Here is a 23,298-nt window from a genome sequence, read left to right as displayed (position 1 = left end):
TAAAATCTGTAATTTTGGGCATGGAGCAAGTAGAAACTCAATTATACTTAGTGCCCACTCCCATTGGCAATTTAGATGATATGACGTATAGGGCTGTAAAGGTCCTCAATGAAGTTGATATCATTTTAGCAGAAGACACTCGAACTTCAGGAAAGCTGTTAAAACATTATGATATAAAAAAGCCATTGCAAAGCTTTCATATTCATAATGAGCACCAGAAATTGAAGCGTGTTATTGATGATTTAAAATCAGGAAAAAAAATGGCTTTGATTTCTGATGCAGGTACACCCGGAATATCAGATCCGGGTTTTTTATTGGCTAGAGAAGCCCTCAATAATGATATAAAGCTAGAATCGCTTCCTGGTGCTACTGCCTTAATACCAGCCTTGATAAAATCAGGTTTCCCAAATGATAGGTTTAGCTTCGAAGGTTTTCTACCTCATAAAAAGGGAAGAAAAACTAGAATAGAAAAATTAAAAGAAGAAGACCGCACTATAATTTTCTATGAATCTCCTCACCGTTTGCTAAAAACTCTTAAACAATTAGCGGAAGTATTAGGAGGGGAAAAAATGGCTTCCGTATCACGAGAACTCACAAAATTATACGAAGAAACTTTAACCGATACCTTAAGCAATTTAATAGAGCACTTCGAAAAAACAGCTCCTAAAGGTGAAATTGTATTAGTATTAAACGCTCAATCATGATGAGGACATTATTATTGATTTTCGCACTCTCTTTAAGTGCAACATTAAATACCTACGCTCAAAATAGTTTATCTGAAGAATCAGAAATTAGTTTGATCACTGTAGCGCCAGGTGATGAACTTTATTCTGGCTTTGGCCATTCTGCACTTTGGGTTGAAGATGAAGCTAAAGGAATTAGCGTAGTGTTTAACTACGGAACTTTTGATTTCGACACACCTGGTTTCTATATGAAATTTGTACGCGGAAAGCTTAATTATATGCTTTCTGCTGGAAGAATTTCCTATTTAATACGTTCTGCGAAAGCTGAAAACAGATCAGTAATTCAGCAAAAATTAGATTTAAGCTTAAGTCAGAAAAATCAGATTTATGATTATCTCCTAAATAACATTAGGCCTGAAAATAAATTTTATCAATATGATTTCTTCTTCGACAATTGTTCCACTCGTTTTAGAGACTTATTAGAGGAAGTATTAGGCTCTGGATTAAGTTGGAATAAACAAGCTGAAGGCTACACTTTCAGGGAATTCTTAGATATTTATTTAGAGGATAAACCTTGGCAAGATTTCGGTATTGATTTGGTTTTAGGGCAACCTACTGACCAAATTGCTGATAAAAGGAATGAAATGTTTCTTCCTGATATGCTAATGTATCATTACGACAAAGCTACCTATGAAGGTAAGCCTATAGTAAAGGATAAATTAGTTATTTATGAAGCTCCCGAAAAACAGGAAAGCTCATCTTTCCAAATTCTTCCCCAGCATTTAACATGGCTACTTTGTTTGATCGGTATAATCTTAAGTGTAAGACATCATAAATCTAAAACTAGTGATATATGGTACAACAAGCTTTTATTTATTATCACGGGCTTAATAGGTTGCTTAATTTTCTTTTTATGGTTTTTATCAGATCATGTGGCTACGGTAGATAACTGGAACATGATCTGGGCATTTCCACTGAATATTGTATTTGCATTTTTACTATTTAAAAAACCTGCAAAAAAATGGCATACCATCTATTATGCTGTTTTCGGAATAGCTCAATTTTTAGTATTAGGTTTTTTCTACACACTTCCTCAAGCTTTACACGCAGCAGTTTTACCAATTGTATTATATTTTGCCTTTAAGTCTTTCAACTTACTGTATAGAACCAAAAAAATGAATGTGTAATGGAATTAAATACAATCCACGAAGAGGCCATTAAATTAATAAAGGAAGTTGGTGAATTCATCAAGATAGAATCACAGAACTTTAATTCTGATAAAGTAGAACATAAGGGATTTAATGATCTCGTGAGCTATGTAGATAAGGAAGCAGAAAAAAGACTTGTGGAAGGTTTGGGAAGAATTTTACCTGAGTCTGGTTTCATAGCAGAAGAAGGGACTTCCACCAAAACGGGTGAAACCTACAATTGGATTATTGATCCATTAGATGGAACTACGAATTTTGTTCATGGACTACCAGTATATTCCATAAGTGTAGCCTTACAGCAGGATAATGAAATAGTTTCTGGTATTGTATTGGAAATAAATAAAGATGAATGCTTTGAAGCTATTAAAGGTTCGCAATCTCGTCTAAATGGAAAGTCTATTTCAGTCTCTAAAAATTCTTCTTTATCCCAAAGTTTAATTGCTACAGGTTTCCCCTATTATGATTTTGATAAAATGGATGACTATTTATCCATTCTAAAATACTTAATGCAAAACAGTCACGGAGTACGAAGATTAGGGAGTGCTGCAGTTGATTTATCCTATGTTGCTTGCGGTCGATATGAAGGTTATTTTGAATATAATCTTAATGCTTGGGATGTAGCAGCCGGAGCCTTTATTGTTGAACAAGCCGGGGGGCAGGTTTCTCGTTTTAATGGAGATAGTGATTTTATATTTGGAAGAGAGATATTATCTTGCTCTCCAGATATTTACAAAGAACTAATCAGTTTGATTCAAAATCGATGGCAAACAAACAGATAGAAATTAAAAAAGTCAGATAGATTATCTGACTTTTTTAATATTTTTAAGAACCTACACAGCTCCAATCTTGTCCGTATTGATTTCCTGTTTCCTCTAAATCATCTTCCCATTCTTGAACTTGATCTGGTGATCCACAATAATCTTCTTCAATTCCTGTATTAAGCTCTGTACAGACTACACAAACTTCGACTAGTCCGCAGGCAGAAATCATTAAAATGGTTACAAAGGTTAATAGCTTTTTCATGATTATTCTTCTTCAGTTTCCTCTACTTCATCAATAGATAAACGATTTTCTCTGTTGGCTATTTCCCAAGCAGTATAAAAAACTAAATCCGCTCTTTTCTTTAACAAATCAAATTCAATTTTATCTACTGTATCAGTGTGCTGGTGATAATCTGGGTGAGTACCATTGAAGTAGAATATGATTGGAACACCATTCTTCGCAAAATTCCAGTGATCTGATCTGTAATAAATTCTATCAGGATGATCTTCTGCATTGTAAGTATAATCAAGATCAAGCTTTGTATAATTAGCGTTAATCATTTCACTTACTTCATGTAATTCAGTTGAGATTCTATTTGATCCAATCAGATAAACAAATTCTCTATTATCCTTATGGATAGAATCAACTCGACCAATCATATCAATATTAAGATTGGTTACCGTATTTTCTAATGGGAAAACAGGGTTCTCAGAATAATGAGCTGAACCTAACAAGCCTTTTTCCTCACCTGTTACCGGCATAAACAGAATGCTTCTTTTAGGCCCTTTACCATCTTTCTTTGCCTCTACAAATGCCTCAGCAATTTCTAAAACAGCAGTAGTACCAGAAGCGTCATCATCCGCACCATTATATACTTTACCATCTTGTACACCTACATGGTCATAATGGGCAGTAATTATAATTAATTCATCTTTCTTTTCAGTGCCTTCAAGGTAGCCTAATACATTCTCAGTCTCTACAGTTTCTGTATTGATCTCAGCAAATAATTCAGCTTTTGCTTCATCACCAATTTTTAATTCCTCTAATGGCTTTCCGAATAAATCTTCAGCTAATTCTTGATACAGAACTACACTAGCTAAACCTTCTTCAGTCGGTTTTTTTCTAGAAAGAGAACCATGAGTTGAGTAATATCTACCATATCTCAACACCATTCCCATTCTACTACTATCTTCTGCGAATACAATAGCACCTTTAGCGCCTAAATCTTCGATCGTTTGCAGAACAGGAGTGAATTGTCCTTCAGCTTTAAAAGCTAAAAACTTGCCTTCCGCGTCAACTTCTGATAAATCTTCTTCTTGAGCTTTATTTACATAGACAATTTCTATTTGTGATTTTTCGAATGGAACATTCGCCCAATAAACCATTTGGTCCAAATTTTTAATGGTTTGTCCATTAAAAGTTAGTTCAGAGTCTCCTCTGTAAGTTTGATATAAATTAAACTTTTGAAAATAAGATCCATCAACTGGAGCCTTTAGGCCCAAAGATTCAAACTCATTTTTAATATACTCGGCAGCCATCTTTTGACCTTTTTTACCAGTTTCTCTTCCTTCTAAGGAATCAGAAGCTAATAAGCTTAAATGTTCTCTTAAATCTGCATCAGTTATAGTACTTGCATACTTTCTTGCTTGCTTCTCCATTACTTGAGCTGAAAGAATATTAAAAGCAAGGATACTCATCAACAAGCTTGAGAAAAATGTCTTCATAATTAAGGGTTTAAGGTAAATTTATTTAAAATTTTTACTGTTAAGTGAACAAAAATCCTAAATAATATATTGTACTTTTGTGGCACGAAACAGTCCGTGAATATCTAAAATATTTATTAAAGATACTTTCAAATATTATGAAATTAAACCCTCTATACCAAGAAAGATTTGATGTGAGGCATAATGCACCGGATAATCAGCAAATATCAGAGATGCTGAAAACGGTAAAGGCCGATTCTTTAGAGCAACTTATCGATGAAACAATCCCGAAAGCCATTCAGCTTAAGAAGGATTTAAATCTTCCAGAAGCTGAAACCGAGTTTGAATTTTTAGAATCTTTTAGAGATATCGCTGATAAAAATCAGATCTTTAGATCCTATATCGGTTTAGGGTATTACAATACCCACACACCTGGAGTGATTCAAAGAAATATTTTAGAAAATCCAGGCTGGTATACTGCTTATACTCCATACCAGGCTGAAATAGCACAAGGAAGATTAGAAGCGCTGGTTAATTTTCAAACTATGGTTATTGATTTAACTGGGATGGAAATCGCTAATGCTTCATTATTAGATGAGGGTACTGCTGCTGCTGAAGCCATGAGTATGTTCTATGGTTTAAGAAAAGGAAAAAAGAAGTCTGCTAATGTTTTCTTTGTAGATGAAAATACTTTCCCACAAACCATAGATATTCTTAAAACCAGAGCAAATCCTCTTGGAATTGAATTAAGATTTGCTGACTTAACACAATTGGATGTTACGGATCCTGAAATATTTGGATTTTATACTCAGCAAATAAACTTAAAAGGAGAAATATTAGATCTTAAGCCTTACATTGAGGCGGCTGCTGAAAACGATATTTATTCCGCTATCGGTGCAGATTTACTATCTTTAGCAATCTTAACACCTCCAGGTGAAATGGGAGCTGACTGTGTAGTAGGGACTTCACAAAGATTTGGAATTCCATTAGGATACGGTGGGCCACATGCAGCATATTTCGCGACTAAAGAAAAATATAAAAGACAGATTCCTGGTAGAATCATTGGAGTATCAATCGATAAAGAAGGAAACAAAGCCTATAGAATGGCGCTTCAAACCAGAGAGCAGCACATCAAAAAGGAAAAAGCGACTTCAAATATCTGTACAGCTCAAGTATTATTAGCGATTATGTCAGGTATGTATGCTGTTTATCATGGGCCAATTGGTTTAAGAAAAATTGCTATCCGTACTCATTCCTTAACAAAATTATTAGCTAATGGCTTAACAGTTTTAGGATATGAAGTTTCTAACAAGCATTTCTTCGATACTATTACCGTACAACTAGAATCGGAAAAATTAAGGGAGAAACTTCACTCATTATTATATGAGAGAAAAATTAACTTGAATTTAAGCGGGACGCATACGGTTTCTATTTCTTTAAATGAGACCACTAGAATTCATGATATTAAAGAGTTAATTGAGATTTTCGCTTTAGTAGTAGATGAAGATGAATCTAAATTTACAGTTGAAGAAAAAGTAAATGATTTAGAATTAGATTGGCCAAAACAATTCATTCGTGAAAGTCATTATTTAGAACATCCTGTTTTCAATCAGTATCATGCTGAGCACGAGATGTTACGTTACATCAAAAGGCTTGAGAATAAAGATTTATCATTAGTTCATTCTATGATTTCTTTAGGGTCATGCACAATGAAACTAAATGCAACAGCAGAGATGATCCCAGTAACATGGCCTAAATTAGCATACATTCACCCATATGCTCCGAAAGAACAAGCTTTAGGATATAGAGAAATGTTCATTAAGCTGGAAAATATGCTAACTGAAATCACGGGTTTTGCTGCAACTTCATTACAGCCTAATTCAGGTGCACAAGGTGAATATGCTGGTCTAATGGTGATTAGAGCCTATCATCAAAGCAGAGGAGAAGGTCATAGAAATGTTACCATTGTTCCTTCATCGGCACATGGTACAAACCCAGCTAGTGCTGTTATGGCAGGAATGAAAGTGGTGATTACCAAATGTGATGATCAAGGAAATATAGATCTTGATGATTTAAGAGCTAAGGCTGAAGAGTATAAAAATAATTTAGCTGCATTAATGGTAACTTATCCTTCAACTCACGGTGTTTTTGAGGAAAGTATTCAAGAAATTTGTCAGATCATTCATGATAATGGTGGGCAAGTTTATATGGATGGTGCTAACATGAATGCACAGGTTGGACTAACTTCTCCAGCAAATATTGGAGCTGATGTTTGTCACCTGAATCTTCATAAAACATTCTGTATTCCTCATGGTGGTGGTGGCCCTGGAATGGGACCAATTTGTGTGGCAGAACATTTGGAAGACTTTCTTCCTGGTAATCCATTGGTACCAACTGGTGGAAATCAGGCTATTTCAGCTATTTCAGCTGCGCCATGGGGTAGTGCTAGTATTTTATCCATTAGTTATGCTTACATCTGCATGATGGGTGCAAAAGGATTAAAAGCAGCCACTCAAATTGCTATCCTTAATGCAAATTATATTAAAGAAAGATTAGATGGTCATTACCCTGTGTTGTATACAAATCAAAAAGGTAGAGCAGCACATGAAATGATTATTGATTGCAGAGCTTTCAAAGAGTTTGGAATTGAAGTGGAAGATATTGCAAAAAGACTAATGGACTATGGATACCATTCTCCTACAGTTTCTTTCCCTGTTCCTGGTACTATGATGATAGAGCCAACAGAGAGTGAAAGTAAAATGGAACTAGATAAATTCTGTACTGCCATGATTTCAATCAGAGAAGAAATTCAGGAAATAGCAGATGGAAAAGCAGATCAGCAAAACAATGTATTGAAAAATGCGCCTCATACTATGTCTGTTGCTTTGGCTGAAAAATGGGAGTTACCTTATTCAAGAGAAAAAGCTGTATTCCCATTAGAATCAGTTCGAATGAATAAATTCTGGCCAAGTGTAAGTAGAATAGATTCTGCTTATGGTGACAGAAACTTGATGTGTAGCTGTATTCCAGTATCAGAATATGAAGAAAACAAAGCGGAGTTAGCGGTTTAATTTCAAATATATATACCTTAAAAGCCTTTCATTTTAAAAAATGAAAGGCTTTTTTGTATGAATCCATTACTTGATTTACAATCTTACTCTACAATTATTGATTTGGTTTTGTTGTATTGGGAACTGCCTGCTTCTACGATAAAGAACTTGGGGTTATAATAACTAAGATCATATTCCTTATTAAAAGGCCCCTTATTAGATACGGTTTCTTGCATAATCAAATTACCTATAAGGTCATAAATCTTAATGGTGACAGCCTTATTATTCTCATTATAGAAGCTTAGGCTAAACTTCCCTTTTTCTGTTTTCTTAAGTTTAAAATCAAATTCAGGATTTACTAGAATTTTCTTTGGATAATTTACACGGCCATCTTTTTCTATACTTTCAATTTCCACACTGTCTTTAGAACTACTCTTCTGAGCAAATGAAAGCGAGACAGTTAAAATGGAAATAATAAGTATGAGTAATACTCTTTTCATATAGTAAAGACAGAAATTATTCTTCATCAAATTTTTTGAGTACAAATTCTTTGCCATCAAAAGATGCAAATGTATTATAATTCACCCACTCCCCTAAATTTATGTAGCGAGAATTTTCTCCAACCTCTAGATCTAATGGTAAATGTCTGTGCCCAAACACATAATAATCAAAATGTTCCTTCTTCTCCATCTCCTTTGCATAGGTCCATAACCATTCGCCATTACCCAAAAATTTTTCAGTATCAGATGTAGTGCTACTTATTCTACTGCTTGCAGACCATGCATTAGCTATTTTGATTCCTAAATCCGGATGAATTTGTCTGAAGAACCACTGGCATATTTTATTCGCGAAAATCTTTTTGAGTACCTTGTACTTTTTATCACCAGGCCCTAAACCATCACCATGACCAATTAATATTTTAGTTTTATCCACATTTAATGAAATTGGAGACTTAAGAATTTCTATTCCTAATTCATCCGTGAAATAGCCAAACATCCACATATCATGATTTCCTGTAAATATATAGATGGGTAAACCAGAATCGGCTAACTCGGCTAATTTTCCTTGAAACCGAATAAACCCTTTAGGAATAACTCGCTTATATTCATGCCAAAAATCAAATAAATCGCCAACTAAAAATAAGGCTGAAGCATCTTCTTTTATACTGTCCATCCATCTGACGATTAACTTTTCTCGTTTATAGCTTTCTAGTTTATTGGGTGCTCCTAAATGAAAATCTGAGGCGAAATATAATTTCTTAGATTCTGTTATGTCTAGGTTTATTGTTTTCATTTCTAGCTACAAAGCTAAAAAAAGGATATGAATTCTATTCAATTTTTAGGATTTTAAGTAGGGCATAAAAAAAGCTGAACCTTTACTTGATTCAGCTTTCAACTTTACTACTATCAATTTATTTTCCTAAGAAAGAACTTAGCATCCAGTGGTGTTTCTCCATGTCTTGGATAAATGTATTTAACATATCCTCAGTACCAACATCTCCTATATCAATCGCAGCATTCATGGCATCAGTCAGAAACGATAATAATATTTGATAATCATTTAAGATTTCTTGTACCATTTCCTCTGCTGGTAAGTTAGTTGGAGATTCTTTAATATCAGAATTCTCCATGTAATCACTCAAATTACTAAGCGGTGTGTGCCCGAATACTCGAATTCGTTCAGCAATTTCATCAATACTTTCTTTTGCAATATCATATCTTTCCTCAAATTGCTCATGCAAATCAAAGAAATCAGCTCCTTTTACATTCCAGTGAAAGTTTCTAAGTTTTTGATAATGCATATGGTAATTTGCCAATAATGCATTCATCACTTCCACCAATCTTTCGGTTTCAGACTTGTCAAATCCTAATTTTCTATATCTTTTTTCTGTTACAGTATTCATTTATTAATCTATTTTTAAACTCAAAAATATTTGAACCTTAAATCAATAAATTACAATCCTAGTTTTTATAGTTTACAGATTCTTTCAATTGACTTAAAGTTTCTTTTCCTTTAGATGAAACATTATCAATTTCTTGATTTAATGTGGATTTCAATTCATCAATCTTTTTCATAGAATCTTTATAAGATTTATCCACATTCTTTTTCAATTTTTTTCTGGTCTTATCTCCTTTTTCTGGTGCATACAATAAACCTGCAACAGCACCTGTTAACAATCCTAAGCTAAAACCTGTCAATATTTTTACTCCATTATTCATAGTGATATTTATTTTAGTTTCTAATAATCTACACTTATTAATAACTCTATCAGTCTAATAATGTTACATATTTTGACATTTTATCTTATTTTTTGTTAATATTGTTAACAAATGACTAAAATATCTGAAAATATAAAATTCTTAAGAAAGGAAAGAGGCCTTAGCCAAACCGCTATGGCTGAATCTGTTGGATTAAAAAGAGGTAATATAGCATCTTATGAAAAGGAGCTTGCGCAACCCAGCATTGAAAACTTAGTTAAAATTGCTGATTTTTTTAACATTGATATTCATCAAATCGTAAATGAAGATTTAAAACTTGAGGCTGAAAAACCTATTCTAGATAAAAATCCATTCAAAATAATTGAAGACAATTTCCCTTTTCAAGGTTTGAAAAATAAAGTGAATGCCTTAAAAGGGAATAACGGAAATAAATTAAAACATCTAAAAGAACAGAATAAGGACATCCAAAAAATGGTGGATGGCTTCAGAGCTTTTCATAAAATGAGGATGAATTCAAATCTCAATCATGAAGATTTAAATCAAAAGTTATCTACTGATTACTCCAATTTATTAGATATATTACAAACAGTTCTTCAAAGTAATACTGATTTGATAAAAATAATTGATAAGCATAATGAATAAACTATACTACATCCTCATTACATTCATCCTATTTTCTTTTAATCAAAATTTATTCTCGCAGAATTATCTGAAAGACGTTCAATCTGTAGAGAATATAATGTCAGCTTTGACAGAAGTTATTTCAGGCCCTGCCGACCAAGAACGTGACTGGGAGAGGTTTAAATTTCTTTTTTCTGAAGATGCTAAATTAATTCCCACTCTAATAAATGAAGAAGGAGAAATCAGCTATAATTATTGGACACCTCAAGAATATATTGATATGTACAAAAAATATCGAGAGGGTACTGCCTTTTACGAACAGGAGTTAAATAGAATTACTGAAGAGTTTGGAAACATTGTTCATTGCTTTAGTACCTATGCAGTGAGAACTGAAAAGAATGGACCTGTCCAAAGAAGAGGGATTAATAGCATTCAAATACTAAGAGATAAGGATAGATATTATATTATGAATGTGTTCTGGAGCAATGAATCTGAAAACGATAATCTCACCTCAAAATATTTACCTAAAAACAAGAAGTGAGAAAGATCTCACTTCTCGATATTAATCATTTGTTTTCTCTGAAAAGATTTGTTCCTCAACAAAAGTAAGTATGGTGTCGCTCAAATTAGAAATGGATTCTGGTCCAGCACCATATCTCATAACTTTTTTAATTACTCCATTTCTGTTATACATGAAATTTTGTGTAGGCAAATCTGTCATGTCTGATCTATATTCTTCCTCTAAATTTGCCCAATCAGCAGATTCAACTATTGCCATTAAAGCATCAAACTGCTCCTCAGATAGTTGCTTTTCATATTCACCTGCTAAATCAGTATTTTGTTTTCCTTCGAAAACCAACCTTTTGTCTCCGTAAAGGGTCAAATTAAATACTGGGCACGGCCCCATACAAGAAGTAGTATTTAAGCTAAATATTTCCTCTATTTCAGTAGCAGAGCTAGTTTGATTTGACTTACATGATGTAAATAGTAATGTAGAACAAAAAACCAGTAATATTATAGATTGAAAAGTTTTCATAAATTTTTTGTATTATTTTTATAACAATGTGATTAAAAAGATATTATTTCAAAGTAGAATAATTAAATTTAAAGTTCATAATATCAATACATCAAATATGAAAAATGCGTTCGCAATATTTTTTACTCTTTTAATTTTTATAAGTGTTGAAAATATCAATGGTCAGGTATCTATAAAGGGTGAACCTATAATTTGTCCAGTTGATCATAATAGTTATGATACTTTTGTTCCCCCTCCAAAAGCCTTTATTGAATCTAAAAATTTTAGAAAAGCTAAGTCTGTAAATATTATTGTAAACTATAATGGTTTTACTGAACAGGCTAAAACAGCCTATCAATATGCTGTAGATATTTGGGCTTCATTAATAAAAAGTCCTGTGCAAATTATTATTGATGCGAATTTTGAAGCTTTAGGAGAGGGTGTTTTAGGACAAGCTGGCCCTACTAATTATTTCCGTGATTTTGAAGGAGCCCCAAAAAAAGGAACTTTTTACCCAATTGCTTTAGCCGAAAAATTGGCAAGAAAGAATTTAAATGGCTCAGGTGATGCAGATATCTCTTCAAGTTTCAATAGTGATTTCGACTTCTATTTCGGTTTGGACGGTGATCCTCCTGCAAACCAATATGATTTTGTGTCAATTGTTTTACATGAACTTGGACATGGCCTTGGCTTTACGGGTGGAGTATCTTTTGAGCAACAATCCGGTTCATGGACATTATTTAATACAGTATATCCATCTGTATTTACTCAATTTGTTGAATTAGGTGATAATAGCCCCATTATTTCATTACCAGATAATTCACCAGAAACAGCTGATGCTTTAACAAGTGATGATTTATTTTTTAACGGAACTAATGCTGTCTCAGCACTGAGAACTAGGCCGAAATTATTTGCACCTTCAACTTGGAATCAAGGTTCTAGTTATTCTCATTTAGATGAAAATACTTACAGAGCAGGAAATCCAAATTCACTAATGTCTCCACAATTTGGATCTGGCGAAGCCATCCATGATCCTGGTATAACTTATGAAATATTTGCAGATATGGGATGGGTTCATACCTATTTGGATCATACCAACAATAATCAACTTACAGACAACATCGCAGATCCTTTTTCTTTGGAATTAAGTATTAATAGTGATACTACATTTGAGAGTTTATCACCAGTGGTTGTTTATTCTACAGATGGTTTTCAAACTACTGAAACCATTAATATGACAGATAGTGGTGATGGAATAACCTTTACAGCTAAAATCCCAAACCCTGGTACATTTTTGAGTATCAAGTATTATTTTGGAAATATAATTGATCAAGCAGGTAGAGAGTATAGATTACCTGTCAATTCACCAAATAATACCTACCAAATTAACATAGTTAACTTAAAATCTAAACCTGTTCCGTATTCAGTTTTGGATGGCGGTGACTTCGAGTCAAATCCTGACGATTTTCAAGCTATTCCCATAGATGGAAATAATGAAATTTGGGAATTAGGGACTCCGGGAAATAGATTAAATCAAGCGCCATCTGGGAGTAATGTATGGAAAACTAATTTAAATAGCGACATTGGAGTTTTAGACCAAAATATCAGTGGCGCACTTTTAAGCCCTACTTTTGATTTTTCTGATGTAAATAAAAACCATGAATTATCATTCAATTTCAGCATGGAAAACGCCTTCACTCAATCAATAGGGTTATTTAGAACCGGCCCCTTCGGTTTCCATGTTCAATATAGTATAGATAACGGTAAAAATTGGCAACTATTAGGAGATATAAGAGATGAGGCAGGTAGCAACTGGTATAATGTATCAGAAGATTCCCCTCAAATTTTTCCAGAAGAAGCTAATGCAGGTTGGATACAACAAACCATTGAAGTAATTGATGGAGATACTACCTTCATACCTGTAAAAGCTAAATATAACGTTAGCTTTTTAACTGGAAATAGCCAAGTTAATTTCAGATTAGTATTTTATGCTAAAAGAGGATTTAGAGCAGAAGGATACAATGCTGATGGTGTGTTGATAGATGATTTTGAGATATTAAAAAGTAGCCCTACTGCCGATTTTACTACAGCTGATTCAAGATTTATATTTGTAGGTGATGAAGTTCAATTTCAATATTTATCAACTGGAGCTAGTACCTACAGCTGGGATTTTGGAGATGGCAGCACTTCAACCTTAGAAAACCCAAGCCACATTTATTCACAAGGAGGAATTTATGATGTACGTTTAACTATTACTTCAGCTGATGGTGAAGCAGAAGTAGTTAAAGAAAATTATTTGACAGTAATAAAGCCCAAAGATATACCTTATACCCTATCTGATGGTGGAGACTTAGAAGGTACAGACATAGATTTTATAATAGAAAACATAGCTGGAACTGGCTTTCAAGTTGGCGAAAGTTCTATTCCAGGAAAAGCTGGTACTGCGAGTGGCAGTAATGCAATTGTTACAGGTATAAATCAAAGCCAATATGAAAATGATTCTGAAGCTTATATTTATAGTCCGGAATTTAATTTCGCAAGTTTAGGTAATTATGAGCTTTCCTTTGAAACTAATTATAGCTTTGAGCCAAATTGGGATGGTTTTATAGTGGAGTATACTACCGATAGGGGAGAAAACTGGACAAAACTAAACCCAGAACAGGCTGAAGGTTGGTACAATCAGATTAGTGATCCTTTATCAGTATTTGGAGCCCAAGTTCCAATTTTTAGCGGTAACACAAATAATTCATTCGAAAGAAAATTTACTGATATTTCCTTCTTAGGTGGAAATGAAACAGTTGGATTCAGAGTCAAGTTTTTAACTGATGCTGCAGAAATTGATGCTGGTATGGCCTTTGATAATTTTGAAATATCTGGACCAGAGCCCGGCCCTGCTTTTCCTAATTTTATTTCTAATATTCAGGAAGGTTGTGAGCAAACTACCATAACCTTTATTAATGAATCATCTGGCTCAATTACTGCCTTAGAATGGGATTTTGGAGAAGGTGCTGAACCAAGAACAGCATTAGGTGTAGGTCCACACCAAGTGGTTTATAATACTGCTGGAGAATATAATGTAAAACTTACTGCAACTGATATTAATGAAGATTTAGTAGTAGAAGAAAAATTTTCGTATATAATCATTCAAGAAAATCATACTCCTGTTGTTACAGTAAGCGATCCTGATGAAAATGGCAATTTTACTTTGACCTCCACTGAAGGTGATGCATACCAATGGTTTTATAAAGACGCAATATTACCGGATGCCACGAGTCAATCTATTATGGTTCAGAATAGTGGCGACTATAAAGTTTCAGTTTTAATTAATGGTTGCGAAGGCGTTTCTGAAAATATAACTGTGTTATCAAATGACTCACCATTAAATACAAGTTTTATAGCTTTCCCAAATCCTATTGATGGTGCTAAAGAATTAAATTACTCTTTTGAAAATAAAATCTTCGGTAGTTATTTAGTTACAATTCATTCTATAGACGGAAAAAAAATTCTATCTAAAAGATTCAAAAAAAATAGATATCATGAGAAAAAGTCTATTGATTTAAAAGGAATTGAAAGTGGATTATATTTCATCAAAATTCTTAGTGGGGATCAACAAGCACAAAGAAAAATAATTATTGAATAACCCATTGATTAAGCCCTATGGAAATCCATAGGGCTTTTCTATAGTGTAAAATCTGGATCAACCTCAAAGCTCAATTTCTCTTCAGTTTTAGGATGATAAAACTCAATGAATTGCGCATGCAGCATTAATCTCTCATCTTTCTCACCGTATAATGTATCTCCCACAATTGGAGCATTTAAACCTTCAGGATGTGCAGAATGAACCCTTAATTGGTGTGTTCTTCCTGTAATCGGTGTGAACTTGACTAATGTTCTATCATTTTTACAATCAATAACTTCCCATTTGGTTTTAGCTTTTCGCCCATCTTCAAATGATACTTTTTGCATAGGCCTATTATCTTCATCTACAGTCAAAGGCAGATTTACTTCCCCACTATTACTTTTTAATTCTCCAGCAAGTATTGCATAGTAACGCTTTGAAATACTTTTATCCATGAATTGCTTTTGTAGGTATTTATGACTTTCCAAATCTTTACTTATTAGCATAATCCCTGAAGTCATCTTATCTAATCGGTGAGCTAACAGTGGCCCTGTAGCTTTGGGATACTTTTTTTGCATCCTTAATAAAACAGAATCTTTAATTTCCTTCGAAGGGATACTTAACAAACCAGCAGGCTTAACAATCACTGCTATAAAATCATCTTCATATAAGGTTTTAATTACTTTATCTTTAGCCGTATACTGCTTCAAGGGATCATCTTCCAAATTCAGACCTTCTAACATATGACCCAAAATAGGCTTACATTTGCCACTGCAGGCTGGATAAAACCTACCCTCTTTACGTAATTCTGACTTTGGCGCTTTACCCCACCAAAACTCTCCCATTGAAATTGGCTCATAATTATTCTGAAATGCATATTGAAGTAACTTCGGTAATGCACAATCACCAGCTCCAGATGGCGGATTGCCTATTGGTTCAAATATGGTCTCAAGTCCTTTCTTTTCAGTCTTGATATTTAAGAACTGATATTGATCAAAAATCTTTTTCTGTAATAGAATAGACTTTTGTTTTCTATCTTTTTTTAATTTTTGAATTTTAGATTCATAAACAGATAGCTCTTTCTGGATAGTAGCAATTTTTCTCTTCCAATCCTTTGTGAACTTTTTATAGTTAAAATCCTCCTTCCTACTTTCTTTACTTAGTTTTTCATTAAGATGATCATATGCTGCAGGGCTTAAGCTAATCATTGCTTCTTCTCTTTGTTCCTTTCTTTTTGCTTTGGATTTATGCTTAGCGAGTTGTCTATTTTTAATTTCTGAATCAGCCTTTTTACTCTGGTCTTTTAATTTTTCTCTTAAGGTTATAAACTCAGTATCCTTCTCTATATTTTCAATTCTGGAATTTATTTGTCTTAATTCTTCCTCTCCTTTTTTAAAGAACCCTTCTTTATTTAGCCTATTGAAAATAGGCGGCACAAAATTAGCTGGCTCCTCTCCTTCGTAATCTTGACCAGAAAAAGAAGCTAAAAAGCCTAATTCATTATTCTTGTTTTTAACTACCAAAACACCATACATCTTACCACTGATTTCTTTTTCCAGTGATTTTTTACTTAGTAGTTGTTGCAGTTCCTTTGCAGCAATTTTTGTTAAAGAATGAGGTTCGTAAGAAAAAGGAAAAGTGAATTTCTTTGGCAATACAATTTCTGAGACATCTGTTTGAAAATTATTAAAGTATTTATCCTGCATTTAAAATGAATTTGGGCTATTGGAAGTCTTAGATTATAAATTCAAAATTAAGTAATTAAGTATTAGTAACATGATGAATATTAGTCACATTCTAAATTTAAATCATCTTATAGAGTAACTTATATCACCAACTTCCAAATACAGCTTACGTTAAAATAGAGAAAAGCTAAAACCTAATATCATGAAAAATAAAAGAATTATAATCACTGGAGGTGCTGGAGCAATTGGAAAAACCTTAGCTAAATTTTTATTAGAAAAGGGTGCAAAAGTGTTAATAACTGATTTAAAAGATAGTGAGTTACAAAAAACGAAAGAAGAATTAAAATCAGACAATCTGTTTACTTTCGCAGCTGACGTAAGTAATGAAAAGGAAGTAGAAAAATATGTTGCCTTCGCAAAAGACAAATTAGGAGGGATAGATATATTTTATAATAATGCAGGTATAGAGGGAAAGGTAGCTCCTTTGGATGAATATCCCTTAGAAGTGTTTGACCAGCTGATAAATGTAAATATTAAAGGGGTTTATTATGGATTAAGACATGTTTTCCCTATTATGAAACAAAACAAAGAGGGTGGAAGCATTATCATTACTTCATCAGTGGCTGGGCTTATGGGTACGCCTAATGTACTGCCATATGTAACAAGTAAACATGCTGTTATAGGAATGATGAAATCTGCTGCATTGGAAGGAGCTCCTCATAAAATTAGAGTTAATACTGTTAACCCATCACCGGTGGATAATAGAATGATGCGCTCTTTAGAAGAAGGATTTGCACCAGGAGCAGGAGCTGAAGCTAAAAAAGGATTTGAGCAAAGTATTCCACTTCAGCGATATGCAACAAACGAAGATGTGGCAAAGCTCATGTTGTTTTTAGGAAGTGATGAAAGCAGCTTCATCACTGGAACTGTTAACCCTGTAGATGGTGGTATGACAGCTTGATAATTAATAGCCAGTATATTTTGTAAAGACCCCATAAGGTTAGAGAATACTTTTTTATGACAGATCATTCCCTTGTACTGGCTTTTACTTTTTACTAAACATCCATAGCGAATTAGTAATGTAAAACACTACAAAACCCTTATTTAAAAATAATTATAATAGATTTATTAAATCAAGATAAATAGTTGTCATATATGATTAATTTTGATTTAAAGTAAATTGTGCATGATACTAGCCGCGAGCGTTGATATACCCATTTTAAGTGATATAGTTATCATATTAGGTCTATCCATTTTTGTTATTTTATTATTTAGAAAGCTAAAAGTACCTCCAATTATCGGGTTCTTAATTACCGGAATTATTGCAGGCCCATACGGTTTTCAACTAATAGATGCGACTGAAGGCGTTAAAGTATTTGCTGAGATCGGTGTTATCTTATTGTTATTTATTATTGGTATTGAATTCTCAATTAAAAGTTTAATATCAATAAAAAAAGCAGTTTTTTTAGGGGGGTCAGTACAAGTAATCGGCACTATCTTATTAGTAAGTTTGATTGCTCTTAACACGGGTTTTGATTTAAATGCTGCAATATTCCTGGGTTTCTTATTTTCATTAAGTAGTACGGCTATTGTTCTCAAATTAATTCAGGACAAAGGTGAAACCACCACACCACATGGTAAAACTATATTAGCTATACTGATATTTCAAGATATTATTGTAGTTCCAATGATGTTATTTACGCCTTTACTAGCTGGACAAGGAGAAAATATTTGGACTGAAATACTAATGATGCTTTTAAAGGCGGCATTATTAATTGCATTTGTTTTAGTAAGTGCCCGCTACATAGTGCCTTGGTTATTCTATCAAATTGCTAAAACAAAGAGTAAAGAATTATTCATTTTAGTCATTGTTTTAATCTGCTTCTCAATAGCATGGTTAAGTTCATCTTTAGGACTTTCATTGGCTCTAGGAGCCTTTCTAGCGGGATTAATTGTTTCCGAATCAGAATATAGTCATCAGGCAGCAAGTAATATTCTACCGTTTCATGAGTTATTCACTTCATTCTTCTTCGTCTCAATTGGGATGTTATTGGATATATTTTTTGTAGCAGATCACTTCCTTATCATATTAGGATTAATGGTAGCTACCATGGTAGCAAAAACTATAATCGCTACTTTTTCTGGGGCTGTTTTAGGTTATCCTGGAAGGACATCATACAGAATAGGATTCTCTTTATTTCAAGTAGGTGAATTTGCCTTTATTCTATCAACTGTAGGCATTACTTATGGTCTCATATCAGATTTGACTTACCAATATTTTTTATCTGTTTCACTATTCACAATGGGCTTTACTCCCTATATTATAAGTATATCTCCAAAATTAGCTGATTTTCTCTCTAGTAATAAACTCGCAACAACTATTGGCAATCACACTCAAAAAATGTTCTTTTCATTTCCTGAAAACGTGGAAGAAAGTGAGGAATTAGCCGATAAAGAATTAGAGAATCATATTATTATTATTGGTTTTGGTTTGAATGGTCAAAATGTGGCTAAAGCAGCAAAAAGTGCTGGTATTCCTTATGTGATTTGTGAAATGAATCCAGATACCATAAAAAAATATAAAGCTTTAGGCGAGCCTATCCATTTTGGAGATGCTATTCAGGCTGAAGTTTTGAAATCACTAGGGGTTCATAAAGCTAAGGTGGTAGTAATTGCAATTTCTGATCCATTGGCTACTAAGAGAATTGTTACTCAAATTAGAGTGATAAGTAATACTATTCATGTTATAGTTAGAACTCGCTTTATTACGGAAACAGAAGAAAATCTTAGACTTGGGGCAGACGAAGTAATACCTGAAGAATTTGAAACTTCTGTTGAAATATTCACAAGAGTACTAAATCAGTATTTTATTCCTCAAAAAAGAATAAAAGAGTTTGTTAGAAACATTAGAGCAGATAATTACGAAATGCTTAGGGGTGTCATTAAAAGAAACCCAATGATGAAGCTGACAGAAGAATTTCCAAATCTTACGACTGCTTGTTATGAAATTGAGCGTGAAAACAGCCAAATAACAGGAAAACCTATAGCAGAAACTAACATTCGTCATAATTTTGGTGTTACCGTAATTGGAATTAAACGAGATGGTGAACTTAATACTCAAATTGGACCAGAAACCACACCTATATTAGGAGATGTTATTTTTGTATTTGGTAAACCCGAAGATTTGGAACATTTTTACGAAAAAATTAGCATTCAATAATCGCTTTTAAATTTTAATATAACAATCGAGTGGATAATAAATTCTTAACCTCATTAACTGAAAAATACGGCACTCCATTATATGTTTATGATGCCGACAAAATAGCTTCTCAAATCAAACGTTTAAATGATGCCTTTTCTGGCATTAATCTGAAGCTAAAATATGCTACCAAAGCTTTAAGCAATATTTCAGTTTTGAAATGGATGAAAAAGCACGGAACTGGCCTTGATGTAGTTTCTATACAAGAAGCTTATTTAGGATTAAAAGCTGGATTTGAACCAAAGGATATTTTATATACTCCTAATTGTGTTTCTATAGATGAAATCGTTGAAGCTGTTGATTTAGGGCTGATGATCAATATTGATAATATTTCAATTTTGGAGCAATTTGGTCACAAATATCATAACAGTGTTCCGGTTTGTATCAGATTAAACCCACACATAATGGCGGGTGGAAACTCAAAAATATCAACCGGTCATATCGACTCAAAATTTGGGATTTCTATTCTACAAATGAGGCACTTGTTAAGGGTGATTGAAAATTATAACATTAATGTAATTGGACTTCACATTCATACTGGTTCAGATATTTTAGATTCAGAAGTCTTTTTAAGAGGAACTGAAATAATCTTTGAAGCTGCTGAAGACTTCCCTGATATAGATTTTATTGATTTTGGAAGTGGATTTAAAGTAGCTTATAAAGAAGGCGATGTAACAACTGACATTGAGGAATTAGGAAAAGAAGTAAGCAAAAGATTTAAGGATTTCTGCAAATCCAGAGGCAAGGATTTAGAATTATGGTTCGAACCTGGAAAATTCTTAGTTTCCGAAGCAGGTTATTTCTTATCTAAAGTAAATGTAATCAAAACTACCCCTGCCACAGTATTTGTAGGTTTAGATACAGGAATGAACCATCTGCTTAGACCTATGATGTATGATGCTTACCATCAAATTGAAAATATATCAAATCCATCTGATACACAAAGAGTATACACGGTTGTTGGATATATTTGTGAAACAGACACTTTTGGTACTGACAGAAGACTTTCTGAGGTTAGACAAGGTGATATAATTGCAATCAAAAATGCTGGAGCTTATGGGTTTTCTATGGCCTCGAATTATAATTCACGCTATAGACCTGCAGAAGTATTAGTACATGAAGGAAAAGATCAATTAATAAGAAAAAGAGAGTCCTTAGATGACCTTCTAAGAAACCAAGTCATTGTTGATTTTGAATAAAGCATACTTCATACTTGCCATATTATGCTTAGGGTTACTCAATAAAAATGTAGCTCAAGAAATAATTAGTGAAACTGAAAAGCCTATCTCTCACTTTATAACCGGTGTTGGAGGTAGTTATGTAAATGTTCTGGATGAAGGCATTTCACCATTATTATACAATGGAATTGGTGGAAGTGTAATCTTAGGCCATTTGACTGAGAAGGACAGCAAACTTAATACATCACATTTAAAGTTTGATTTTAATAATCCTAACAGCAGTATTAGCAATGCTGAAATGTACACTTTCAGATTAGAAGGACATTATCAGCAATATTGGAATGTTTTTAATGAAAATGATAAATTCATAAATCTAAATTTAGGCTTTGATTTATCAGGAAAGTGGGCATTGAGACAACACTTAAGTTATACTAATAATAGTCAGCACATAGAGACCAGAATATCCGTTGCTCCAGCAATTTTAATAGATAAAAGCTTTACTTTATGGAAGCGAAAATTTGACATTGGGATGTTTGTAAATATACCAGTTGTTACCTATGCCACTAGACCGCTATTTGCTTCAACCAAATTTCCAGCATCCATAAATAAAGAAGAGGTTGAGTTTTTTGATTATATTTTAGAAGGAGATATCATCTCATTTAACAAGTATTTCAAATGGTCAAATCAAATGTATTTATACTATCCTTTAAAAAATGGTAATGGCTTAAGACTAGATTACTTCTGGAGTTTTGAAAGCTATCAATCACAGAACCCGATCAAAACAGCAGAGCATGCTATCATGATAAGTACATTTTTTCAATTATGAGAATCCGCCTAATCATCATATTATTAGCATTTTTTAATCTTTCATGTGAAAGATTATTTATTGAAGAAAATCCAGAGCCTGAAAACGCTGAAGTATTTGATCATTTATGGACTACTGTAGATGAAAAATATTCGTTTTTTGATGATAAAAATATTGATTGGGATTCTGCAAGAAGCATTTATAGACCTAAAGCTATTGCGGCTAGAAATAGCATTGAGCTATTTGAGGTACTATCCGAGCTTTTATTTATTCTTGAAGATGGACATGTTAACATATCAGCAGGTATAGATTTTTCCCGAAACTGGGAATGGTTTTTAGAATACCCAAGCAATTTTAATTTCGATATAATTGAAAGAAATTACTTAGTTCCAAGTGAGGATTATCAAATCTCAGGCCCAATACATAATACCATTATTGATTCAGTCGGTTATATGTATTATGAAAGCTTCTCAGACAATGTAAGCACTTCACTAATGAATTATATCGTTCAGAAATTCCTAATTAACGAACGAAAAGGTGGGTTTGAAATTAATAGCCTTGATGGTCCTGTTGCTGGTCTTATCATTGACATCAGAAATAATGGAGGTGGAAGTATTAGTAATGCATTCACTATAGCCAATCGCTTTGCAGATGATAAAATAAAAGTGGCAGACTGGTATTATAAAACAGGGCCTGGCCATAAAGATTTTTCCATAGCTGAAGAGAAATTCATTGAGTTTGACGGAGATGATGATTATAAATTCAACAAGCCAATCGTTGTTTTAATAAATAGAAGCAGTTACAGTTCAGCAAACTTCTTTGCTAGCATGATGAGTTTCTTACCTAACGTTACTTTAATTGGAGATCAAACTGGCGGGGGTGGTGGATTGCCAATTAATGATGAATTACCTAATGGTTGGCGTTATCGTTTTTCTTCTACAAGAACAATAGATGCAAATGGGAATAATATTGAATTTGGGGTTAAACCAGATGTTGAAGTAGCTCTAGATTCAATTGATCTTGCTAATGGAAAAGACAGCATGATTGAAGCTGCAATTAATTTTATAAAGAATAACTAAATTGTATTATTCTAATAAACTAAAATCAACAGGCTAAAGTTGAATTATTAAAAAATAAATGATCCTTCCTGAATAATTATTGAATCCTCAAGTTAACTTAAAGTATACATTCAACTTATACAGTTAATAATCAATTAATATTAATCTACGTAATATTACTTAGACCTATTTTGTTTAATAATTAGTACAATTTGTAAAACACTTTACTACTCAAATGAAACCTTACATATAACCACACTTTTAGCAGTGTATTTTAACAAAATAAAGATTCAAGTTATCAAACAATTTTTTATCCACAAATAGCTATACTTATCCACACTTATCCACACATAAATTTCAAGAGACTGTTAATCAGTATGTTATATATATTTTTAATAATTTACAAATGTGGACAATCCTCAGAAGATCAAGC

20 protein-coding genes are annotated in these 23,298 nt (G+C 33.1%); 12 read left to right on the top strand and 8 right to left on the bottom strand.

Translation table 11 applies throughout. The annotated features are described in order from the left end of the window. Positions 1 to 20: 20 nt before the first annotated feature. The 3 genes from rsmI to QYS47_RS03060 are packed head-to-tail and all read left to right on the top strand — an operon-like array spanning position 21 to position 2,670. Positions 21 to 704, top strand: coding sequence for a 16S rRNA (cytidine(1402)-2'-O)-methyltransferase (rsmI, locus tag QYS47_RS03070; RefSeq protein ID WP_302127967.1), 684 nt, complete (start codon positions 21 to 23; stop codon positions 702 to 704). Next, the gene (locus QYS47_RS03065) at positions 701 to 1,870 is read left to right on the top strand and encodes a lipoprotein N-acyltransferase Lnb domain-containing protein (protein ID WP_322347685.1); all 1,170 of its coding nucleotides are present in this window, start codon (positions 701 to 703) and stop codon (positions 1,868 to 1,870) included. The genes rsmI and QYS47_RS03065 overlap by 4 nt, the downstream gene beginning before the upstream one ends. Next, positions 1,870 to 2,670: an inositol monophosphatase family protein gene (locus tag QYS47_RS03060; protein ID WP_322347684.1), complete on the top strand. Its 801-nt coding sequence runs from the start codon at positions 1,870 to 1,872 to the stop codon at positions 2,668 to 2,670. Before QYS47_RS03065 ends, QYS47_RS03060 begins: the two co-directional genes overlap by 1 nt. Before the next feature lie 43 nt (positions 2,671 to 2,713). Here QYS47_RS03060 and QYS47_RS03055 read toward each other — a convergent pair whose 3' ends face one another. Beyond that, entirely contained in the window at positions 2,714 to 2,914 is a 201-nt protein-coding gene (locus QYS47_RS03055) for a hypothetical protein (RefSeq protein WP_302103247.1), read from the bottom strand. Positions 2,915 to 2,916: 2 nt separating this feature from the next. Next, positions 2,917 to 4,377: a M28 family peptidase gene (locus tag QYS47_RS03050; protein WP_322347683.1), complete on the bottom strand. Its 1,461-nt coding sequence runs from the start codon at positions 4,375 to 4,377 to the stop codon at positions 2,917 to 2,919. Between the two features lie 137 nt (positions 4,378 to 4,514). On the opposite strand from QYS47_RS03050, the gene gcvP reads away from it, so the two are divergent. Then, positions 4,515 to 7,427 carry an aminomethyl-transferring glycine dehydrogenase gene (gene gcvP, locus QYS47_RS03045; protein ID WP_308357832.1) on the top strand — a complete coding sequence of 971 codons (2,913 nt, stop codon included), beginning with the start codon at positions 4,515 to 4,517 and terminating at the stop codon, positions 7,425 to 7,427. Between the two features lie 83 nt (positions 7,428 to 7,510). Here gcvP and QYS47_RS03040 read toward each other — a convergent pair whose 3' ends face one another. The 4 genes from QYS47_RS03040 to QYS47_RS03025 form a co-directional block, all read right to left on the bottom strand. Next, positions 7,511 to 7,906: a hypothetical protein gene (locus tag QYS47_RS03040; protein WP_322347682.1), complete on the bottom strand. Its 396-nt coding sequence runs from the start codon at positions 7,904 to 7,906 to the stop codon at positions 7,511 to 7,513. A 16-nt stretch (positions 7,907 to 7,922) separates the two neighbouring features. Next, the gene (locus QYS47_RS03035; protein WP_322347681.1) at positions 7,923 to 8,699 is read right to left on the bottom strand and encodes a UDP-2,3-diacylglucosamine diphosphatase; all 777 of its coding nucleotides are present in this window, start codon (positions 8,697 to 8,699) and stop codon (positions 7,923 to 7,925) included. A gap of 118 nt (positions 8,700 to 8,817) precedes the next feature. Next, complete coding sequence (locus tag QYS47_RS03030; protein ID WP_302103244.1) at positions 8,818 to 9,309, bottom strand: Dps family protein; 492 nt, start codon at positions 9,307 to 9,309, stop codon at positions 8,818 to 8,820. A 58-nt stretch (positions 9,310 to 9,367) separates the two neighbouring features. Then, a complete protein-coding gene (locus tag QYS47_RS03025; protein WP_302127973.1) occupies positions 9,368 to 9,625 on the bottom strand; it encodes a YtxH domain-containing protein in 258 nt (85 codons plus the stop codon). A 111-nt stretch (positions 9,626 to 9,736) separates the two neighbouring features. Here QYS47_RS03025 and QYS47_RS03020 point away from each other — a divergent pair, with 111 nt between their 5' ends. Together QYS47_RS03020 and QYS47_RS03015 are read left to right on the top strand one after the other, a co-directional pair. Continuing rightward, the gene (locus QYS47_RS03020; RefSeq protein WP_322347680.1) at positions 9,737 to 10,267 is read left to right on the top strand and encodes a helix-turn-helix domain-containing protein; all 531 of its coding nucleotides are present in this window, start codon (positions 9,737 to 9,739) and stop codon (positions 10,265 to 10,267) included. Then, the gene (locus QYS47_RS03015; RefSeq protein WP_322347679.1) at positions 10,260 to 10,787 is read left to right on the top strand and encodes a hypothetical protein; all 528 of its coding nucleotides are present in this window, start codon (positions 10,260 to 10,262) and stop codon (positions 10,785 to 10,787) included. Before QYS47_RS03020 ends, QYS47_RS03015 begins: the two co-directional genes overlap by 8 nt. 21 nt (positions 10,788 to 10,808) lie before the next feature. On the opposite strand, the gene QYS47_RS03010 is transcribed toward QYS47_RS03015, so the two are convergent. Continuing rightward, positions 10,809 to 11,282 (bottom strand): DUF6438 domain-containing protein, encoded by a 474-nt coding sequence (locus QYS47_RS03010; protein ID WP_302127976.1) that lies wholly within the window; start codon positions 11,280 to 11,282, stop codon positions 10,809 to 10,811. A 97-nt stretch (positions 11,283 to 11,379) separates the two neighbouring features. Here QYS47_RS03010 and QYS47_RS03005 point away from each other — a divergent pair, with 97 nt between their 5' ends. Further along, positions 11,380 to 14,901, top strand: coding sequence for a PKD domain-containing protein (locus QYS47_RS03005; protein WP_322347678.1), 3,522 nt, complete (start codon positions 11,380 to 11,382; stop codon positions 14,899 to 14,901). Between the two features lie 38 nt (positions 14,902 to 14,939). Here QYS47_RS03005 and QYS47_RS03000 read toward each other — a convergent pair whose 3' ends face one another. Further along, the gene (locus QYS47_RS03000; protein WP_322347677.1) at positions 14,940 to 16,586 is read right to left on the bottom strand and encodes an RluA family pseudouridine synthase; all 1,647 of its coding nucleotides are present in this window, start codon (positions 16,584 to 16,586) and stop codon (positions 14,940 to 14,942) included. Between the two features lie 181 nt (positions 16,587 to 16,767). Here QYS47_RS03000 and QYS47_RS02995 point away from each other — a divergent pair, with 181 nt between their 5' ends. From QYS47_RS02995 to QYS47_RS02975, 5 genes are all read left to right on the top strand, one after another. Next, positions 16,768 to 17,526 carry an SDR family NAD(P)-dependent oxidoreductase gene (locus QYS47_RS02995; protein WP_302127986.1) on the top strand — a complete coding sequence of 253 codons (759 nt, stop codon included), beginning with the start codon at positions 16,768 to 16,770 and terminating at the stop codon, positions 17,524 to 17,526. Positions 17,527 to 17,751: 225 nt separating this feature from the next. Then, a complete protein-coding gene (locus tag QYS47_RS02990; protein WP_322347676.1) occupies positions 17,752 to 19,785 on the top strand; it encodes a cation:proton antiporter domain-containing protein in 2,034 nt (677 codons plus the stop codon). Positions 19,786 to 19,814: 29 nt separating this feature from the next. Next, on the top strand, positions 19,815 to 21,023 hold the full coding sequence (gene lysA, locus QYS47_RS02985; RefSeq protein ID WP_308357839.1) for a diaminopimelate decarboxylase: 1,209 nt from the start codon (positions 19,815 to 19,817) through the stop codon (positions 21,021 to 21,023). After that, the gene (locus tag QYS47_RS02980; RefSeq protein ID WP_322347675.1) at positions 21,016 to 21,828 is read left to right on the top strand and encodes a hypothetical protein; all 813 of its coding nucleotides are present in this window, start codon (positions 21,016 to 21,018) and stop codon (positions 21,826 to 21,828) included. The genes lysA and QYS47_RS02980 overlap by 8 nt, the downstream gene beginning before the upstream one ends. Beyond that, on the top strand, positions 21,825 to 22,886 hold the full coding sequence (locus QYS47_RS02975; RefSeq protein ID WP_308357841.1) for a S41 family peptidase: 1,062 nt from the start codon (positions 21,825 to 21,827) through the stop codon (positions 22,884 to 22,886). Before QYS47_RS02980 ends, QYS47_RS02975 begins: the two co-directional genes overlap by 4 nt. Positions 22,887 to 23,298: the final 412 nt, after the last annotated feature.

Source organism: Marivirga arenosa (assembly GCF_030503875.2).
Lineage (GTDB): Bacteria > Bacteroidota > Bacteroidia > Cytophagales > Cyclobacteriaceae > Marivirga > Marivirga arenosa.
This window is presented reverse-complemented; position numbering and strand designations above follow the sequence as displayed.

Bases quoted from the DNA above. Each gene is read 5' to 3' on its own strand.
- QYS47_RS03030 (WP_302103244.1), bottom strand. From the start codon at position 9,309: ATGAATACTGTAACAGAAAAAAGATATAGAAAATTAGGATTTGACAAG.
- QYS47_RS03035 (WP_322347681.1), bottom strand. From the start codon at position 8,699: ATGAAAACAATAAACCTAGACATAACAGAATCTAAGAAATTATATTTC.
- QYS47_RS02975 (WP_308357841.1), top strand. From the start codon at position 21,825: ATGAGAATCCGCCTAATCATCATATTATTAGCATTTTTTAATCTTTCA.
- QYS47_RS03060 (WP_322347684.1), top strand. From the start codon at position 1,870: ATGGAATTAAATACAATCCACGAAGAGGCCATTAAATTAATAAAGGAA.
- QYS47_RS03065 (WP_322347685.1), top strand. From the start codon at position 701: ATGATGAGGACATTATTATTGATTTTCGCACTCTCTTTAAGTGCAACA.
- QYS47_RS03020 (WP_322347680.1), top strand. From the start codon at position 9,737: ATGACTAAAATATCTGAAAATATAAAATTCTTAAGAAAGGAAAGAGGC.
- QYS47_RS03005 (WP_322347678.1), top strand. From the start codon at position 11,380: ATGAAAAATGCGTTCGCAATATTTTTTACTCTTTTAATTTTTATAAGT.
- QYS47_RS03000 (WP_322347677.1), bottom strand. From the start codon at position 16,586: ATGCAGGATAAATACTTTAATAATTTTCAAACAGATGTCTCAGAAATT.
- QYS47_RS03055 (WP_302103247.1), bottom strand. From the start codon at position 2,914: ATGAAAAAGCTATTAACCTTTGTAACCATTTTAATGATTTCTGCCTGC.
- gcvP (WP_308357832.1), top strand. From the start codon at position 4,515: ATGAAATTAAACCCTCTATACCAAGAAAGATTTGATGTGAGGCATAAT.
- QYS47_RS03040 (WP_322347682.1), bottom strand. From the start codon at position 7,906: ATGAAAAGAGTATTACTCATACTTATTATTTCCATTTTAACTGTCTCG.
- QYS47_RS03015 (WP_322347679.1), top strand. From the start codon at position 10,260: ATGAATAAACTATACTACATCCTCATTACATTCATCCTATTTTCTTTT.
- rsmI (WP_302127967.1), top strand. From the start codon at position 21: ATGGAGCAAGTAGAAACTCAATTATACTTAGTGCCCACTCCCATTGGC.
- QYS47_RS02995 (WP_302127986.1), top strand. From the start codon at position 16,768: ATGAAAAATAAAAGAATTATAATCACTGGAGGTGCTGGAGCAATTGGA.
- QYS47_RS03010 (WP_302127976.1), bottom strand. From the start codon at position 11,282: ATGAAAACTTTTCAATCTATAATATTACTGGTTTTTTGTTCTACATTA.
- QYS47_RS03025 (WP_302127973.1), bottom strand. From the start codon at position 9,625: ATGAATAATGGAGTAAAAATATTGACAGGTTTTAGCTTAGGATTGTTA.
- QYS47_RS02990 (WP_322347676.1), top strand. From the start codon at position 17,752: ATGATACTAGCCGCGAGCGTTGATATACCCATTTTAAGTGATATAGTT.
- QYS47_RS03050 (WP_322347683.1), bottom strand. From the start codon at position 4,377: ATGAAGACATTTTTCTCAAGCTTGTTGATGAGTATCCTTGCTTTTAAT.